14 protein-coding genes and 1 tRNA gene are annotated in these 17,906 nt (G+C 61.5%); 11 read left to right on the top strand and 4 right to left on the bottom strand.

Going from position 1 to position 17,906, the window contains the following annotated elements; all coding sequences use genetic code 11:
• Window positions 1–51 precede the first annotated feature (51 nt).
• Complete coding sequence (locus tag ACESUZ_RS07030) at window positions 52–1,653, bottom strand: potassium/proton antiporter (RefSeq protein ID WP_373199245.1); 1,602 nt, start codon at window positions 1,651–1,653, stop codon at window positions 52–54.
• Window positions 1,654–1,906: 253 nt separating this feature from the next.
• Here ACESUZ_RS07030 and ACESUZ_RS07025 point away from each other — a divergent pair, with 253 nt between their 5' ends.
• A complete protein-coding gene (locus tag ACESUZ_RS07025; RefSeq protein ID WP_373199243.1) occupies window positions 1,907–2,746 on the top strand; it encodes a metallophosphoesterase family protein in 840 nt (279 codons plus the stop codon).
• Between the two features lie 316 nt (window positions 2,747–3,062).
• Here ACESUZ_RS07025 and ACESUZ_RS07020 read toward each other — a convergent pair whose 3' ends face one another.
• On the bottom strand, window positions 3,063–4,643 hold the full coding sequence (locus ACESUZ_RS07020) for a lipopolysaccharide biosynthesis protein (protein ID WP_373199242.1): 1,581 nt from the start codon (window positions 4,641–4,643) through the stop codon (window positions 3,063–3,065).
• Between the two features lie 180 nt (window positions 4,644–4,823).
• Here ACESUZ_RS07020 and ACESUZ_RS07015 point away from each other — a divergent pair, with 180 nt between their 5' ends.
• The 6 genes from ACESUZ_RS07015 (at window position 4,824) to ACESUZ_RS06990 (ending at window position 11,286) form a co-directional block, all read left to right on the top strand.
• Entirely contained in the window at window positions 4,824–6,395 is a 1,572-nt protein-coding gene (locus ACESUZ_RS07015; protein ID WP_373199240.1) for an L-lactate permease, read from the top strand.
• 278 nt (window positions 6,396–6,673) lie between these two features.
• Window positions 6,674–8,344 carry a phosphoenolpyruvate carboxykinase (ATP) gene (gene pckA / locus ACESUZ_RS07010; RefSeq protein WP_373199238.1) on the top strand — a complete coding sequence of 557 codons (1,671 nt, stop codon included), beginning with the start codon at window positions 6,674–6,676 and terminating at the stop codon, window positions 8,342–8,344.
• A gap of 227 nt (window positions 8,345–8,571) precedes the next feature.
• Complete coding sequence (locus tag ACESUZ_RS07005; protein ID WP_373199258.1) at window positions 8,572–9,291, top strand: B3/B4 domain-containing protein; 720 nt, start codon at window positions 8,572–8,574, stop codon at window positions 9,289–9,291.
• Window positions 9,292–9,461: 170 nt separating this feature from the next.
• Window positions 9,462–9,911: a MarR family winged helix-turn-helix transcriptional regulator gene (locus ACESUZ_RS07000; protein ID WP_196032736.1), complete on the top strand. Its 450-nt coding sequence runs from the start codon at window positions 9,462–9,464 to the stop codon at window positions 9,909–9,911.
• A gap of 119 nt (window positions 9,912–10,030) precedes the next feature.
• Window positions 10,031–10,885: a DegV family protein gene (locus tag ACESUZ_RS06995; RefSeq protein ID WP_373199236.1), complete on the top strand. Its 855-nt coding sequence runs from the start codon at window positions 10,031–10,033 to the stop codon at window positions 10,883–10,885.
• Between the two features lie 80 nt (window positions 10,886–10,965).
• Complete coding sequence (locus ACESUZ_RS06990; RefSeq protein ID WP_035137247.1) at window positions 10,966–11,286, top strand: MGMT family protein; 321 nt, start codon at window positions 10,966–10,968, stop codon at window positions 11,284–11,286.
• Between the two features lie 393 nt (window positions 11,287–11,679).
• On the opposite strand, the gene trpS is transcribed toward ACESUZ_RS06990, so the two are convergent.
• Together trpS and ACESUZ_RS06980 are read right to left on the bottom strand one after the other, a co-directional pair.
• A complete protein-coding gene (trpS, locus tag ACESUZ_RS06985) occupies window positions 11,680–12,729 on the bottom strand; it encodes a tryptophan--tRNA ligase (protein WP_152067982.1) in 1,050 nt (349 codons plus the stop codon).
• A 159-nt stretch (window positions 12,730–12,888) separates the two neighbouring features.
• Window positions 12,889–14,088, bottom strand: a complete 1,200-nt coding sequence (locus ACESUZ_RS06980; protein WP_055310678.1) for an MraY family glycosyltransferase — start codon at window positions 14,086–14,088, stop codon at window positions 12,889–12,891.
• Between the two features lie 524 nt (window positions 14,089–14,612).
• On the opposite strand from ACESUZ_RS06980, the gene ACESUZ_RS06975 reads away from it, so the two are divergent.
• From ACESUZ_RS06975 to ACESUZ_RS06960, 4 genes are all read left to right on the top strand, one after another.
• Entirely contained in the window at window positions 14,613–15,551 is a 939-nt protein-coding gene (locus ACESUZ_RS06975) for a radical SAM protein (protein ID WP_373199235.1), read from the top strand.
• 151 nt (window positions 15,552–15,702) lie between these two features.
• Window positions 15,703–15,775, top strand: a tRNA-Ala gene (locus ACESUZ_RS06970).
• A 64-nt stretch (window positions 15,776–15,839) separates the two neighbouring features.
• Entirely contained in the window at window positions 15,840–16,298 is a 459-nt protein-coding gene (locus ACESUZ_RS06965) for a hypothetical protein (RefSeq protein WP_373199233.1), read from the top strand.
• A gap of 81 nt (window positions 16,299–16,379) precedes the next feature.
• Window positions 16,380–17,885 (top strand): nicotinate phosphoribosyltransferase, encoded by a 1,506-nt coding sequence (locus tag ACESUZ_RS06960; RefSeq protein ID WP_373199231.1) that lies wholly within the window; start codon window positions 16,380–16,382, stop codon window positions 17,883–17,885.
• The last annotated feature ends 21 nt before the right edge of the window (window positions 17,886–17,906 follow it).

Below are 17,906 nucleotides of genomic sequence, written 5' to 3'. Positions count from 1 at the left end.
GGTTCTCTAGGCGCTTGATCTCTTCGTCGCAAATTAGCTACCTCCTGGTCACTACGACGCCAGCGTGGCAATGACGGCTTCGTCGCCGGCGTATATTAGGGTGTTGCCATCGGGAATGATCGTTTGGCCGTCGCGCTTGAGCATCACCACAATAAACGGATGCTTGCCTTGCGGCACGTCGCGCAAGCGCTGGCCGGCCAGGCGACCGTGGGGCGTCACGGTGACCTCGCGCAGCGTAACCTCGGCACGCTCTTCTAACGTCGGGGCAGCCATCACCAATAGGTCGCCTTCCTCAATCACGGTATCGCCATTGGGCAGCACCGGATGCGCGCCATCGCGCAGCACCAGGACGACGAGCATGTCCGTGGCGCTGCCAATGTCGGCGAGCGAGCGTCCGGCAAACGGATGTCCAGCGCCCACCTTGAGCTTTACAAACGACATGCCGTCCTCGTCGCGGTAGTCGTTAAAGGCGCGGCGCACGTCGCCGGTCGCATCGATCATATCGAGCTTCTTCGCCACCGCCGGCAGCAGCGAGCCCTGCACCACAATGCTCGACACGGCAATCACAAACACCAGGTCAAACAGGTCGTGTCCGCCGGGAACGTCGGCCACCACGGCAAAGAGACTAAAGACGACCGAAGCTGCTCCGCGCAGGCCCGCCCAGCTTACGAGCGCGACCTGGTGGGGATTCGTCTTAAAGGGCGCCAGGAGCACGCCGACGGCGATGGGGCGGCTCACGAAGAGCATGAACGCCATGAGCGCCAGGCCCGGCAGCAGCATTTGCGGCAGGCGTGCGGGTGTAACGAGCAGGCCCAGCAAAAAGAAGATGGTCATCTCTGCCATCTCGGTGAGGGTGTCAAAGAAGTGCGCCATCTCGACTTTGCCGGTGATGTCGCTGGCACCCAGCACAATGCCGGCCAGGTATACAGCCAAAAAGCCGTTGCCGTCCAGATAGCTTGGTAGCGCGTAGGCGACGATCGCCACGGCGAACAAAAAGATGGTCTGCGCGTCCTTGGCCGTTGCGTGCGCGCGTTCAATCAGGCGGCCCGCCGCCCAGCCGATGGCAAGGCCCAGGCCAACACCCAGGATGATCTGCTTGGCCAGCAGCACGGGAATGTCGATATTGCCGCCGGCCGCGAGGGTCGCGAACACCGCGGTGAGCATGTAGGCGACGGGGTCGTTGGAGCCCGATTCGACCTCGAGCAGCGAGTCGGTGCCGCCCCTCAGCGACAGGTTGTGCTCGCGCAGCACGCTAAAGACGCTCGCCGCATCGGTCGACGCAACGACCGAGCCCAGCAGCAGGCCGCCGATCCAGTCGAAGCCCAGTGCGAAGTGCGCAAAGGCGCCCGTGATACCAGCGGTGATGATAACGCCGAGCGTGCTCAGCAGTACCGCGGGCGCGGCGACGGGCTTGGCGCGGTCGATGTTGGTGTTAAAGCTGCCGTAGAACATGATGAACAGCAGCGCCGTGCTGCAGACGGTTTCGGTAAGTGCGTAGTCGCTAAAGTCGATGTGCGCCGGGCCGTTGACGCCCAACAGCATGCCGAGTGCGATAAAGATGAGCAGGGTGGGGAAGGGGAGCTTTTTACCGACGGGTTTGATGGTCAGGCACAAAATGATGACGAGGCCGATAAAAAGAAGTATCTGGTTCATGGATAGTGTCCGCTCCTGGGTGGTTGGCGTGGCACGGTCAGTTGTCTGCGGTTATTTGTACCCAAAGATGGTGGGTTTATGGGGTTGGATTGCGGGCGTGCGCGATATCGTCATAGACGGCTGCCGTCTTTGCCTCTGCTCGGAAACCCTTTCCAGCTTTATTGCAACGGAGTACAATGGGTAACGTTTAAGTTCAACTTGAAGTTTTAGTTGCGGCGCCGGGCTTCGGCCGCAATGCAAGGAGAGGCGTACCATGGCGATCTATGTGACATCTGATGCTCACGGGCACGTGCGTGCGCTTGACGAGGCCCTGTCTAAGATCTCGTTGACGTCCGACGACACACTGTACGTGCTGGGCGACATGATCGATCGCGGGCCCGATCCGATCGGCGTTATTAAGCTCGTGCGCTCGCTGCCCAACGCCCGCGTGCTCAAGGGTAATCACGAGCAGATCATGCTCGATGCCATCATTGGCCAGGATCCGCTCGATGCCGAGACCTGGGATATCAACGGTGGCTGGACGACGCGCGAGCAACTCAACGACATGGAATTTGAGGCATACGAGGAGCTCGTGCGATGGATGGCCGCGCTGCCGCTCTACGCGGTGGTCGAGACTGCCGAGCGGCCGTACCTGCTGGTGCACGCCGGCATTCAGACCGAGGCGGCGCGGGCGTTTTTGCTTGAGCATGGTGTCGATTGCGGCGACGGCAGGGGAGCGGTCGATGCCGATCGCGAGCTGCTGCAGCAAATGCTCGCCGTACAGTCGTCCGATGACTTGCTCTGGATTCGCCATGGCTATTGGGATGTGCTGACGGGGTTGCTTTCTGCCGAGGGCAAGGGTCCGGTCGTGGTGAGCGGCCACACGCCCACGGTATCGCTTGGGCGCTATTGCGAGGTAGGCGGCCTGGCGGGGCTCGATGAGGAATCGGGACGAGGGCAGATCGTGCGCTTGGGCGGCGAGGACGCTGCCGGCGTGTCCGATCGCATCGACATCGACTGCGCTGCCGCCACCGGCTCCGAGTTCGGTCGCGTGGGCATCCTGCGGCTCGATGATGGGGCGGAGTTCTACGCGAACATCAACCCGGGCGAATAATCGGTGCAAGTGGTAGCTAATTTGGGACGGGGCTTTTTTGACTACTTTTGCCCTTCTGCCCACCAAATGATTTTTCTGGGACGGGGATTTTAAAATCATTTGGCTGCCCGCTGGCTAAGTGAGTAGACTTTTTTGGAAATGCCGAACACCCAACATATTTACTTCAATAAAACCGCAGGTCACAGATTTGTGTTTTGTCGGTGTGGTCGGGGATTCGGTAAAAGTCTACTCACTTAGTTTTGCGTGATGCATATTGTCCGCAACGAGACCCCAGCTGGGGTGATTCCATCGCAAATTCCGGTGACCGGGCAGCTAATTAGGCGCCGTATGGGTTGCGGTCGCGTTCGATGCGTTGGCGGATGTGGGCGTACTCGATAATCAACAGTACCAGCAGTAGGGCCATGATGGCTAGGTAACTCACGACGGCGCCCATCAGGCCGAGCAGGTTGATCAGAATCACCGGCAAAACCACGCTCACGGCAAAACAAATCAGGTAGACCTTGGTGACGTCACCGGCATGGCGCAGCACCGTGATAATGGCGTAGATAAAGTCGATGGCCGCGGTGACGCCGCCGGCGACGACCATCAGCAGCGCCAGCGTACGGTAGCGCTCAAAGCTGAGACCGTACATAAAGCTCATGAGGGGAATACCGGGACCTGCCATAAATGCGGCGCACACGCCGGTGATGACCACGATCAGCGCCATAACGGCAATAATAATCAGGTCAAAGCGATGACGCTTGCGAGGATTAGCCCAAATGCTCGACAAGCGCAGGAGCTGCGGTTTATAGATAAATCCAATGCTCAGCAAAATAGCCTGCGCCGGAAAGAACAGGGCATTAAAGTACAGCTGGTATTTGTAGGCCAGTGTTCCTTCCATCACAAACTTGGGCATGCTCTCGATAAGATTGAACAGGAATAGCGCGCCAAAGAGTGGGGCGCACTGGACAAACAGGTGGCCGACCTCGCGCAGGCTTACGCGGCGCGATTTTTCGGTCTCGAGCAGGGCGAGCGGCGCGGTGACCAGCACGAGCGAGGCGATCGCGGCGATGCCCATGGCCATGGCCGCGATGGGCATGCTACGCGTGAGGAACAGCGCCACGCTGAAGACCGCGATGACGCCGACGGAGCGTAGCGTTTGGCTCATGCCAGCCAGGTAGAGCTTGTCGGCCTGCTGCAGGCGGCCTTCGTACACGTCGGCGACGCCGTCGATGACCTTATACAGGTAGACGCCCAGGCCGATCGTCGCCATCTGCGTGTCATAGCCGCGGGCGCTGCTGTACATGAGGCCGCAGCCTAGGGCGAGCGCTCCGCAAAGCCAGCGGTTGAGCTGGTAGGAGGCAAAGGACGTCTTTTCGTCGATGTCCGAGACCTGGAAATTGCGCACGCCGTAGTTGCATGCGATCATGATGAGCGTGCCGGTGACAAAGGCGATGGAGAACTTGCCGGCTTCTTCGGCGCCCACGAGCTGTGTGGACACGATGGTGAGCAGCGGAAACGCCAAGCCCCACACGGCGGTGCCGAGAGCGTTCCAAAGGTAATCGCGGCGGGTGGCGTGCTCCTCGTATTCCGCTTCCTGCATGGAGAAGCCGCCGCCGTAGACGGCACCGAGCAGACGGTTCCACCAAGCGTTGACCATGCGGCGGACGGGGCCGGGCTTGCGATCGCGTTCGCGCCGGCGACGTGTGGCTTGGCTGCTATCGGGCCCGCCGGCGTTGCGCTGACTCAGCTCTTGGATGCGTGCGAGTTCCTCGGCAGTGTGCGAGGCAGGGAAGAGGCCGTTCTCGATGCGGCCGCCCTGGGCCTTCGCGGCGCCGTCTCTCGATGCAGCGGGGTTGGAGACGCCGTTGCGGCGGGCGATGGCGCGGCGAATGCTATCGAGGGGCGTGATGCTCAAAGCGGAGTCCTTTCTATTGCTGCGCTTTAGTATAGACGCGACGGTGTTCGTTCGTGTTTTTGAACGGATTGTTCAATAATTTCGGCGGGCGGCTGTAATTTGTCGGTAAACGTGCGGTATCCTGTTGAAGTTTTGTGACACCCCCGATGCCGCCCACGCGGTACCAAGGAGCTTCTACCTATGGACGTCGCCGCATTCTTACTGGCTCTTGTGCCGATTATTTGGCTGGTCGTGATGCTGCTGTGCTTTAAATGGCCAGCTTGGAAGGCCGCTATCGGATCGTTTGTCCTTTCGTGCTTGCTTGCCTTCGCATGGTGGCACCTGCCGGCAGCGCAGATCGCGACCGCCTCGCTCGAAGGTTTTTTGATGGCTCTGTGGCCCATCGTCCTGGTGATCATCGCCGCGGTGTTCACGTATAACCTGTGCGTTCGTACGGGCGCCATGGACGTGATCAGCAGCATGATCACCTCCATCAGCAGCGACCGCCGTCTGCTGGCGCTGCTCGTGGCTTGGTGCTTCGGTGGCTTTATGGAGGGCATGGCCGGCTTCGGTACCGCTGTCGCCATTCCCGCCGGCATGCTCGCGGGCCTGGGCTTTGAGGCCGTGCCTGCCGTGCTCATCTGCCTGCTGGCCAACGGCGTGCCCACGCCCTACGGCTCCATCGGCATCCCCACGGTGTCCGTTGCCGACCTGGTGGGTTTGGATTCCCTTCACCTAGCGACCGTTCAGCTGGTGCAGCTCGCACCGTTCTTTGTGGTGATGCCGCTATTTATTGTGCTGGTTGCGGGCCGTGTTGCCGATGACCAGGGCAATGCCGCGAGTGTGGGCGAGCGTCTGCACGGTGTTGCCGGCGTGGCGTTGCTCTCCGGCGTGTCGTTTGTCGGCGCGGCTCTGGTCGTTGCCATGTTTGTGGGCCCCGAGCTGGCCGTGGTCGTAGGATCCATCGTTTCGCTCGCGCTGACAGCTGCGCTTGCCATGCGTGCCGAGAAGTCGGGGCATCTGGACGCACGCTTTCACATGAATATCGAGGCGGGGGAGAAGCTCACCGTTAAGTCGGCGCTTTCGGCCTGGTCGTGCTTCATCCTGATCTTTGTGTTGCTGCTGGGCACGTCTAATCTGGTGCCCGCTGTACATGCTGCGCTCGCGCCGTTTGCGAGCCATGTGCAGGTGTATTGCGGTGAGAATCCCGGTATGCTTACGTTTTCGTGGATCAACACGCCAGGCGTCTGGATTTTCCTGGCGGCGTTTGTCGGCGGTGCCATTCAGGGTGCTTCGCCACGCATGATGGGCGAGGTGCTGGCCGCGACTGTGAAGCAGATGATGCCGACGGTGATCACGATGCTTTCGGTGCTGGGCTGTGCCAAGGTGATGGGCTATGCGGGCATGATCTCTTCGATCAGCGCGTTCTGCATCGCCGTCGCCGGTGGGCTGTACCCGATTCTGGCTCCGTGGATCGGCGCAGTCGGTGCGTTTGTGACCGGCTCGGGCACGTCCTCGGGCATGCTGTTTGGCCCCATTCAGAGCCAGGCTGCCACTGCGCTGGGTGTGAGCGACTACTGGATGGTCGCGTTGAACGCCCTGGGCGTCGCCGCCGGTAAGATGATCTCGCCGCAGACCCTCGCCATTGGTCTTGCCGCCGTGCTCGTGCGCGGTAAGGATGCCGAACTCCTGGGCGCCGTCCTGCCCTACGCCGCCGGCATGCTGGTCCTGATGAGCGCCATAGCCATGCTCGGCCAAGGCCTGCCGCTGTAGTCGGCACTTAGGGACGTTCCTTATGTGCCGGCACTTTGGGAACGTCCCTAAGTGCCGGCATCTGGGGACACTCCTTGAATGTTGTCTGTTCAAGAGTGTCCCCAATGACTAGTCGTTTAAAAGCGTCCCCAATGACTAGGCCGCTTGCCTGCGATTTTTGACCGTTGGGCGGGCTTGCCGCCCTTGCCGCAAAAACGTTTTTGCATATCGGGTACAACGGGCTTTACGTGAGTAAAGTGCGCGTCGCGTCAACGTGTCGCGTTTTTAAAGGAGGCCCCATGCCTGGTGTTACCCCTGCAGAAGTTCTGTCCAACTTTGGTATTACGCTCGTTGAAGATCCCGCCGAGAATCAACCCCGTCTGCTGGTGGACCTGCCGGCGGCAGAGCTCGTCGAGCATGCCATCCGCCGCAACGAAGGCCGCATGGCATCCAACGGCGCGCTGGTGATCGAGACGGGGGAGCGTACCGGACGTTCGCCCAACGACCGCTTTATCGTTGACACCCCCGATGTCCACGACAAGATTGCCTGGGGCGCCGTCAACCGCCCGCTGTCCGTCGAAAGCTACGAGGTCATCAAAGCCGGCATCGTCGACTATCTCAACGAGCGCGATGTGTTCGTCACCCGCGGCATGGCCGGCGCCGACCGCAACCATACGCGCCGCCTGCTCGTCGCCTGCGAGCGTGCCAGCCAGGCGCTCTTCATTAAGCAGATGCTCGCCCGCCCGCTCGCCCGCGAAATCGCGCGCACCGGCGAGCCGGACTTCTGCGTGCTCGCCGCGCCGGGCTACCAATGCGACCCTGCCATCAAGGGCCTCAACTCCAGCGCCGCCGTGGTCATCAACTTCCAGGAGCGCGTGATTTTGGTCGCGGGTACCGGCTACTCCGGCGAAATCAAAAAGTCCATCTTCAGTGTCATGAACTACCTGCTGCCTGTCGAGGACGACGTGCTGCCCATGCATTGCTCGGCCAGCATGGATCCCGTCACGCACGAGACCGCCGTGTTCTTTGGCCTGTCCGGCACCGGCAAGACCACGCTTTCGGCCAATCCCACGCGCCTGCTGATCGGCGACGACGAGCACGGTTGGTCCGACATGGGCATCTTCAACATCGAGGGTGGCTGCTACGCCAAATGCGAGGGCCTGGACGCCTTCCACGAGCCCGAGATCTTCAACGCCGTCCGTTTTGGCGCCATTTGCGAAAACGTGGTGCTCGACGAGAACCGCAAGCCCAACTACGACGACATCTCGATCACGCACAACACGCGCGTGGCCTATCCCGTCGAGCATATCCCCAACGCGTGGACCAAGGGCATGGGCACCACTCCCAGCGTCGTGCTGTTCCTGACCTGCGATGCCTTTGGCGTGCTGCCGCCTATCTCGCGCCTGACGGCCGACGCCGCCATGTATCACTTTGTGACGGGCTTTACGGCCAAGATCCCCGGCACCGAGGTTGGCGTCACCGAGCCCACGCCCACGTTCTCCTCGCTGTTTGGCGAGCCGTTTATGCCGCTCGACCCCATGGTCTACGCTAAGATGCTCGGCGAGCGCATCGCCGACGGCCGCACGCGCGTCTACCTGGTCAACACCGGTTGGATTGGCGGCGGTTATGGCGTGGGCCATCGCATCGAGCTGGCCTACACGCGCGCCCTGGTCGCTTGCGCCCTCGACGGTACCATCGAGGACAGCGAGTTTGTGCACGACGATATCTTTAATGTCGACATTCCCACTACGTGCCACGGTGTGCCCGACGGCATCCTGGTGCCGCGCCAGTACTGGCAGAGCACCGCGCGCTACGACGAGGCAGCGCACAACCTGGCGGTGATGTTCGAGGAGAACTTCGAGAAGAAGTACTCGCACCTTCCCGAGTCCGTCAAGGCCGCCGGCCCGCACGCCCAGGTGTCCGCCGAGGCCCGTCATCGCGGCCGCGGCTTGCTGGGACTCCGCCACTAGCGTCGCCGCAAGTCCATAACCACCACAAAGGGGACAGTTACCTTTGTGGTGGTTTTGCTTGGGCGGATGACTCAGGTTACAATACGCCTGACATATCGCCCCCTTCTCCGGATGGGGGCAGCGCAAGCGCTCTTGTGGCGGCACCGTAGGACTTTGAAGGTGGCCGCTGTGAGGGCGCTTTTTGTTTAGGCGCCCTCACTCGGGCGCGCACAATGAAGGGAGAGCGTATGAAGGGCTTTGCTGCCGAGAATTCGTTTTGGGAGCTGTTTCCACAGGCGGCGGTCGGCGTCGTGGTCGTAAAGGGCATGAAGCCCGCGGCTCAGATTCCCCAGGAGGACGTGGATGCCATTGCCGCGTTGCTCGACCGCGCCAATATCGAAGCGGAGCGTCACCTGACGAGCGATACCATCAGCGAGAACGCGCCGGTGAAGGCTTGGCGTGACGCGTACCGGCTGTTCAAGACTAAAAAGGGCGCCCGCTGCTCGATCGAGAACTTGCTCAAGCGCGTGCTCAAGGGCAAGCCGGTCGGTCATATCACACCGGCGGTGGATATTTACAACACGGTGTCGTTGACCTATGCGCTGCCCGTGGGAGGCGAGGATCTGCATGCGATTGAGGGAGACCTTCGCTTGAAGGTGACCGACGGCGGCGACGCGTTCTTGCCACTTGGCGAGGAGGCGGATGATCCGACGCTGCCCGGTGAGCTTGCTTATATCGATGATGCGGGCGCCGTGTGCCGTTGCTGGAACTGGCGCGATGGCGTTCGCACGGCGCTGTCCGACGATTCGGCGGACGCATTTCTGGCGATTGAGTGCGTGGAGCCCGAGCGGATGGGGGATTGCCAGGCCGCCATCGATCGCTTGGCCGAGCTGCTCGAGCGCTATCTGGGAGCGACGGTTGTCGTTAAGACGCTTGTGACCCGCGACAATCCCTGCGTGGAGCTGTAGCGGCGCCTAGAACCTATTGATGCCCCAGACCACCACAAAGGTGCCTGTCCCCTTTGTGGTGGTTTTTATGTTGATGGGTTAACAATTGGGTCGCGTGGAGGCGGCAGTCGCTGAGTACGGCTAAGATGTTTACCCGTTAGCATCATGCAAGCGAAAGGCGGTCGTCTCCCATGCAGCAGAACGACGAGACACGTTTCGAGGATTTTGTCGGACTGATTAGCGGGCTGTACAAGGAGATCCAGCGCATTAAGACGTCTGAGGGCGCAAGGCTGGGCCTCAAGGGCTCCGACGTTATGTGCCTGTACTACCTGGAGCGCAGCAAGGACGGCATGACCGGCGCCGATCTGGCTCGCGTGGCCGGCGTGACGCGCGCTGCCGTTTCGCGCACGCTGGCGCACCTGGAGGAGGGCGGCTTTGTCGAGGTTGATGACTCGGGCGATGCTGCCGTCAAGTACCGCGCACCGGTTCGCCTGACCACGCTGGGTGGCGAGAGCATGAACGAGGCCGACCGTATCATCCACGACGTGCTCGACACCACCGGTAAGGCCATGGGCGTGGAGCAGCGCGAGCAGATGTATGCGTCGCTGCGTACGATTCTCAACACCCTGCGCGAGATCTAAGGCCGCCAAGGCATTTGCTTCCCATTAACAACTGCATAGTCCCGTTTGAGCGCGTATACCGTGCCGGGGCAATGCTGTCTAAATTCCCCGCGCGAGACCTGCGCAAGAAAGGATTTGTTATGTCCGTCCGCATTATTACCGATTCCGCAAGCGATATGTCGCCGGCGGAGCACCCCGCTCTGCGTGTTCTGCCGCTGTCCGTCACCTTTGGCACCGATGTGTACATGGATGGCGTCGACATCGATCACCAGCGCTTTTACGAGATGCTCGTGGAGCGCGATGAGCTGCCCAAGACCGGCCAGGTCAACCCGTACGCGTTTTCGCAGGCGATTGCCGAGGCGCGTGAGGCCGGCGACGAGGCCGTGATTATTACCGTGGGCGCCAAGCTTTCGGGCACCAATCAGAGCGCCCGTACCGCACTTGCCGAGGCGCCGGGCGGCGACGTGTTCGTCGTGGACAGCAATAACGTGACCTTGGGAGAGCGCGTGCTGGTCGAGTATGCGCTGCGCCTGGTGGATGAGGGCCGTAGTGCGGCCCAGATCGCGGCAGCGGTCGAGGCCGTGCGCGACCGCGTGGTGGTTATCGGCCTGCTCGAGACGCTGGAGTACCTGGTTCGCGGCGGTCGTCTATCTGCTGCGGCCGGCGCCGTGGGCACGCTGCTCAACGTGAAGCCCGTGGTGGCTGTCGAGGACGGCCTTATCGTGCAGTTGGGCAAGGCGCGCGGTTCCAAGAACGGCCGCAACCTGCTGAACCAAAAGGTCGAAAAGTCAGGCGGCATCGACTTTTCCATGCCGCTGGCGCTGGGCTATACGGGCCTTTCGGATGCGGTGCTCAAGAAGTATGTCGAGGACAGCGCGGCACTGTGGGCTGGCCACACCGAGGGCGAGTTGCCCGTTCACACCATCGGCGCCACCATCGGCACCCACGTAGGCCCCGGCGCCGTCGCCGTAGCCTTCTTCCAGCCCGCCAACTAACCGACCTGCCACAAACCACCACAAAGGGGACAGGCACCTTTGTGGTGGTTTATGCTTTTCCGGGTGGAAGGGAGCGAGCAATGGCGTCTGAGGGCTTTTTTGAACGGGTGTACGAGGTGGTCGAGCAGATCCCCGAGGGGATGGTCGCCACGTATGGCCAGGTGGCGCTGCTTGCCGGTCGTCCACGAAGTGCGCGGTACGTGGGGTATGCCCTGCATAGTAATCCGCGCCCCGGCGAGATTCCCTGTCACCGCGTGGTGTTTGCCGACGGGCACATATGCGAGGGCTTCGCTTTTGGCGGTCCCGATGCTCAACGTGAGCTTTTGCTAGGGGAAGGTGTGGCGTTTAAGGACGACATGCACGTCGACTTGGCCGCCTGTCGCTGGCCTGCCGGGCTCTAGCGGTTCTGCCGTGGCGAAAACCACCACAAAGGCGCCTGTCCCCTTTGTGGTGGTTTTACGCTGTAGGTTTACCAGAGCTAACTTATGGAGAAGGTGTGGTGGCGTACTTTGCCGTCAGAAAGTAAACCACGGTGAACTATATTGGTTTCAGCAACGGAGCAGGCAATAGGCGATGAAAAAGCCTGCCCTGTTGAGTTTGATTCGCATTCCTCCCCTCTGTGCGATTCAACGGTGTACTTCGGGAACAGGCCCGCTGGCAACTAGCTGCCGGCGGGCCTGTTCCTGTTTGTCGAGGGGGTGCGATGGACGGAGCCGAAGCGGTCCGGCTCCAAAAAAGGCGGACGCCGTAGCGCCCGCCCTAAAGCAATCGAAAACTCAAGCCAGCAAATCGGTCTAGTACACCATGCCCATGGCGTCCTGAACCTCGGCCAGGGTCTGCTCGGCAATCTCGTTGGCGCGACGGTTGCCCTCGTGCAGCACGTCCTTCACATAGTCCAGATCGTTCTCATAGCGCTGACGACGCTCGCGGATCGGCGCGAAGTACTCGTTGACGGCCTCGGTCACGTACTTCTTGAGCTGGCCGGAGCCGCCCATGCCAATCTCCTCGGCAATCTCGACCTCGGAACGGCCGGTGCAGATGGCGGCGGTTGAAAGCAGGCCGGACACGCCGGGGCGATTCTCGGGATCGAACGTGATCATGCGCTCGGAGTCGGTCTGGCTCTTCTTGATGCGCTTGGCCGTCTCCTCGGCGGTCATCGAGATGTTGATGGCGTTGCCGTAGCTCTTGCTCATCTTGCGCCCGTCCAGGCCGGGCAGCAGCGGGGTCTCGGACAGCAGCGCGTCGACCTCGGGGAACACCTTGCCGTAACGGTTGTTAAAGCGGCGGGCGATGGTGCGGGTGAGCTCGATGTGCGGCAGCTGGTCGCGACCGACGGGCACCACATTGCCCTTGCAGAACAGGATGTCGCAGGCCTGGTGCACCGGGTAGGTGAGCAGAAGGCCGGTGAGCTCGTGGCCCGAGGCCTCCATCTCGGCCTTGACCGTGGGGTTGCGCGCCAGCTCGGCCTCGGAGACCAGCGACAGGAACGGCAGCATGAGCTGGTTTGCGGCGGGTACGGCGGAGTGCGCGTAGATCATGGTCTTGTCGGGGTCGATGCCGCAGGCAAGGTAGTCCATGACCATGTTGTACACGTTGTCCTGGATGTGCTCGGTGGTGTCGCGGTCGGTGATGACCTGGTAGTCGGCGATGAGTACGTTGGTCCTGGCGCCCATGTTCTGCAGCTCCACGCGGCCCTTGAGGGTGCCAAAGTAGTGACCCAGGTGCAGACGGCCGGTGGGGCGGTCGCCGGTAAGCATGGTGAACTTCTCGGGCGTCTTGGCCAGGCCCTCGCGAATGGCGTTGCTCTTTTGCAGCGCGACTTCGTAGCTGTTCTCGTTTGGCATGATTGCTCCTAACGTTCGTTCGCAGGTTTTGATGATAGCGTGTTTATTGAGAGGGGTGGGCGTGAGTGGGTGAGGGACTGCCAGGGGCCGGCTTTCAAGTCCGCCGCGGCGTTCGCGCGAACGGCTGCCAACGCCTTGGCACATCCTCGGCAGCTTGCCCTAGAGCTTGTGGTGGCGCTCTTCCTTACGTTCCTCAGCTGCCTGCTCCTCCTGCTTAAAGGCGGGGTCGTCGGGGGTGACGAGCTCGTCCTCGTGCGTGCGCTTGTTGTAATGGTGGCGCAGCACGGGCTCAAACAGATGCAGATGCTTGGCGAAGGCAGCCGAGCCAATGGCGAGCACGGTAAAAATGAGCACGCGCATGGGCACCTCGACCTGATTGATGGCGGCGGCGCCGGCCGAAAGCATGATGCACCAGGCATAGATGAGCAGCACGGCCTGTTTTTGGTTGTAGCCTTCTTGGATCAGGCGGTGGTGGATGTGGCCCTTGTCGGCCTGTCCGATGCTAATGTGGGCGCGCTTGCGGCGCACGATGGCGCTGAACGTGTCGATGATGGGCACGCCGGCAACGATGAGCGGAATGATAAGCGAGGTGAGTGCGGCGGTGCGGCTCACGTTGAGCAGCGAGATGGAGCCCAGCGCAAAGCCCAGAAGCAGCGACCCCGAGTCGCCCAAGAAGATGCTTGCGGGGTTGAAGTTGTAGCGCAAAAAGGCCAGACAGGCGCCAAAGAGCGCAATGGAGAGCGCGGCGGCGTCGATGCGGCCCGAGAGAACGGCCATCGAAAACATGGTGAACGACGCGATGCCGCAGATGCCCGTGGCCAAGCCGTCGAGGCCGTCGATGAGGTTAATGATGTTAGTGAATGCCACCAGATAGATCACGGTAATGGGGTAGGCGAGCCATCCGAGCATGATCTCGCCGGGAGCAAACGGGTTGACGATGACGCCGATTTTTAGGCCGCCCATGCAGGCGATAAGCGCGGCGAGGACCTGTCCGGCCAGCTTTTGCTTGGGCGTGAGCTGGAAGACGTCGTCGATAGCGCCGGTCGCAAAGATGACGGTAAAGGAGAGCGCCAGCATGGGATAGCTAATGTGAAGGCGCGGGTGCGGTACCAGGACGGGTGGCCAGCCTAGGTACCAGGTGCCTAGGATTTGCACAATGCAGGCAACGACCAGGCCCAAAAACACCGCCGTTCCGCCCAAACGCGGGATGGGCTTGGTGTTGATGCGGCGCTTAGAAGGATAGTCGACGGCATCGAGCTTAATTGCCAAGCGCTTGACCAGGGGCACCGCGAGGAAGGTCGTGATAAAAGCCGCCGCTGCCACGCATAGGTACGGTATGTAGCTCGGGGATGAAGCCATGAATCTAAAAACCGCCAAGCGTCGAAGGAAAAGGTCAGAAGAACGCCATGCGCAAAGGGCATAGCCGAACCATAATACTCGACCAAGGGGGGTGCATGTAATTGCACGCAGCGATAATCACGCGCTTACCAGATATTGGGATGTTGTCGATGGCTTGTCGGGATGCCGGCGGGGATCCATATGGACTGTATGGTGATTTTCGGCAAAAGAAAACCACCCCCCACGTTACGAAAATGAACCCACCTAAAACAGGTGGGTGCCCTCATCGACTGTTCCAGCGTCCTTAACAACGAAGGATACCTGTACTAGGTACGACTGTGTGGGCTCCCTAAATAAACGCGACGGTTCACCCAGTTGCTCCGCGGGGGGCGGAATACCTACATCATAAAGCGGCACTTTATCGATTCCAGTCTTGACATTACAAAAATCGTGTCGGACGATTACGGCGCCTTGGGCTCGAGCCGTCTGTGGGGTTGATCCCTTTACGTTTGAGCTGCTGAATCGTTGTTTTGGAGCATGGTTTTATGCCGACGTCGTTGACCGAACTTTTTTCGCCCGCCTGCCATTTGTGTCCGCGCCGTTGCGGTGCGGCGCGCGATGAGGGCGCGCACGGCGTCTGCGGTGCTAACGACACGCTCAAGGTGGCCCGCGCCGCGCTTCATATGTGGGAGGAGCCGCCTATCTCGGGCGAGGCCGGTTCGGGCACGATCTTCTTTAGCGGCTGCTCGCTCAAATGTATCTACTGCCAGAACCACGAGATCTCGACCGGCAATTTTGGCCTTGAGATTTCGCCTGAGCGCCTGGTCGAGATTATGCTGGAACTGCAGGACCAGGGTGCCAACAACATCAATTTGGTGACGGCGACGCACTATGCGCACCTGTTGCCTGCCGCGATTGCCGCGGCGCGGGCGCGCGGACTGGTTATCCCAATCGTCTACAACACGAGTGGTTACGAGCGCGCGAGTGCCGTGGCGGCGCTGGGCGACCTGGTCGATGTGTGGCTCACCGACTTTAAATATGCCGATGCCGGGCTTGCGCAGTCGCTCTCCCATATAAAGGATTACCCGCGTGTGGCCGTGTCGGGTCTGGCCCAGATGGCGCGCGAGATCGAGCGCCGCGGGGGAGAGTTGGTGGACGAGGACGGGCTTATGAAGCGTGGCATGATCGTGCGTCACCTGGTGCTTCCGGGGCATGCAGACGATTCGCGTCGCGTGCTGGACCTGGTGTGGCAGACGGTGGGCGACGTGCCGATCTCGGTTATGAACCAGTACACGCCCAATGCGCTCATGCGCGAGCAGGGCGGCGACCTGGCACGCGCCGTGACGCGTGAGGAGTACGAGCAGGTGCTCGACCATGCCGACGACCTGGGTTTTACGACGATGTTCTGGCAAGAGGGCGGCGCGGTAGACGAGAGCTTCACCCCGGCCTTCGACACCACCGGTGTTCTTACCAGCGCAAAGTAGTGCGTTCGTCGATGATTTTTCTGGGACGGGGATTAAAAAATCATCGAGAGGATTGCCTGCTCGAAAAGTTGTCAAAATAGCCGCGCCCCAAAAAGACTGGTTATTGGGCGTTGACAGTTGGCGAGCCGTAGGTAAAATATCGACTTGTCCTGGGGACGTAGCTCAGTTGGGAGAGCGCTGCCGTCGCATGGCAGAGGCCGAGGGTTCGACTCCCTTCGTCTCCACCCTTGGATTTGATAAGCCGCTGACATTGTGTCGGCGGCTTTTTTTAAAAGAAAGGGCTGTACCATGGCCGAGCTTGAGTCCCAACCATTGTCCGACGAGGAGCGCGCTGAGTTGGAAGAGCTCCGCGCTGAGAAGGCCCGCCGCGAGGCTCGGGAAGAGGCCCGTCGCGAGCGTGAGGAGCTGGCTACCCTGCGTGCCGAGCGTGCGAAGGCCGAGGAGGTCGCCTCGAACGCCGCATCCGCATCGGCGCCCGCGCCCGCACCCAAGCCCGCTGCTGCGAAGCCTGCGCCTGCCGCGCCCAAACCTCAGCCTAAAAAGGCCGCTCGTCCCAAGTCCGTCGAGCCCAAGTCGAGCCGTGACGAGATGACCTTTGCCCAGCGCATGGTTACCTCCAAGGAACCTACGGGCGAGAACGAGATCCCTGGCATGGCGCCGGCTCAAAAAATCATCATCGTGCTCGCCCTCATCGCGTTTATCGTCTTTATGGTCTACACGATCACGGGCAGCATGGGTCTGCACTAGCCTGTTCGCGCTGGGCTCCATGCCCGCACGCCCGCCTCGCCAACCCTCAACCTCTGCACAACACATCCGAAAGGTCGCCCCATGGCTTTGACCGACATCTCGCATCCCACCGACATTGCAATGCTCACCGATCTGTACGAGCTCACTATGGCCCAGGGCCTGTGGGAGAGCGGCAAGGCCAATGAGCAGGGTTGTTTTACCGCGTTTTACCGCGACCATCCCTTTGGCAGCGCCTATGCCGTCATGTGCGGCACCGCCGAACTGCCCGAGCTGGTCGAGAATCTGCGCTTTACGCCCGAGGACATCGACTACCTCGCCTCGCTCCAGGCCCCTGCCGGCGGCGCGATGTTCAAGCCTGGATTCCTCGACTACCTGCGCGATTTTCGTGCGCATGTAAACATCGACGCCGTGCCCGAGGGCGAGCTCGTCTTTCCGCGCGAGCCCATGGTGCGCGTCACCGGCCCCGCGCTGGAGTGCCAGTTGCTCGAGACGGCGCTGCTCAACATCGTCGGGTTCCAGACGCTTGTCGCCACCAAGACGGCGCGCGTGGTGCTCGCCGCCGACGGTCGCCCCGTGGCGGAGTTTGGCCTGCGCCGAGCCCAGGGTCCCGATGGCGGCCTGGCCGTTGCACGCGCGAGCTACGTTGCCGGCTGCTCCTCTACGTCCAATGTGCTCGCCGGCCGCCGCTACGGCATTCCCGTCTTTGGCACGCATGCGCACAGCTGGGTGATGAGCTTCGATTCCGAGCTCGAGGCCTTCCGCGCATTTGCCAAGTCGAGCCCCAAGAACTGTACGCTGCTCATCGACACCTACGATGTACGCGAGGGCTGCGAGCATGCCATTACGGTTGCCAAGGAGATGGAGGCGGTGGGCGAGCGCCTGTCGGCTATTCGCATCGACTCGGGCGACCTCGCCAAGCTGTCCAAGTATGTCCGCGGCCGTTTTGATGCTGAGGGCCTGCCCTATGTGGGGATTTCGGTCTCCAACGACCTGGACGAGTACACGATCCAGTCGCTGCTCGACCAGGGTGCGCCTATCGATAGCTTTGGCGTGGGTACCAAGCTCGCGACCTGCTATGACCAGCCGGCGCTGGGCGGCGTGTACAAGCTTTCCGCCCGCCGTGCGAGCGAGGAGGACCCGTGGACGCCGGTGGTCAAGCTCTCCGAGCAGCCCTACAAGCGCACGATCCCGGGCGTGCAGCGCGTGCGCCGCTATTACGACGGCTTTGGCGGCCCGATCTGCGACATGATCTATGACGAGGACCATCTGGCGGGGGAGGGCGCCGCGCGTGGCAATACCCTCGTGGCCGTGAACGATGCCGCCCTGGTGACCGATGTGTCCGAGCTCGAGTATCGCGAGCTGCTGGCGCCGATCGTGCGCGATGGCAACGCCGTTGCCCCGCGCGAGAGCATTGAGGACGCACGCGAGCGTTGCACCTGGGCACTGGACCATCTTGATCCGGTCTACAAGCGCTTCCTGTACCCGCAGACCTATGTGGTGGGCATGGAGCAGGGCCTGGCGCAGGTGCGCGACGAGCTCGTGCGCAAGAACATGGCCGCGGCTTCGGCCTTCCCCTGGGCAAAATGATCCGAAGGGGACGGAGGAAAA

This window comes from Collinsella aerofaciens ATCC 25986, assembly GCF_964239575.1.
GTDB lineage: Bacteria > Actinomycetota > Coriobacteriia > Coriobacteriales > Coriobacteriaceae > Collinsella > Collinsella aerofaciens_BQ.
The sequence above is the reverse complement of the archived record's forward strand: the minus strand, read 5'-3'. Positions and strand labels throughout refer to the sequence as shown.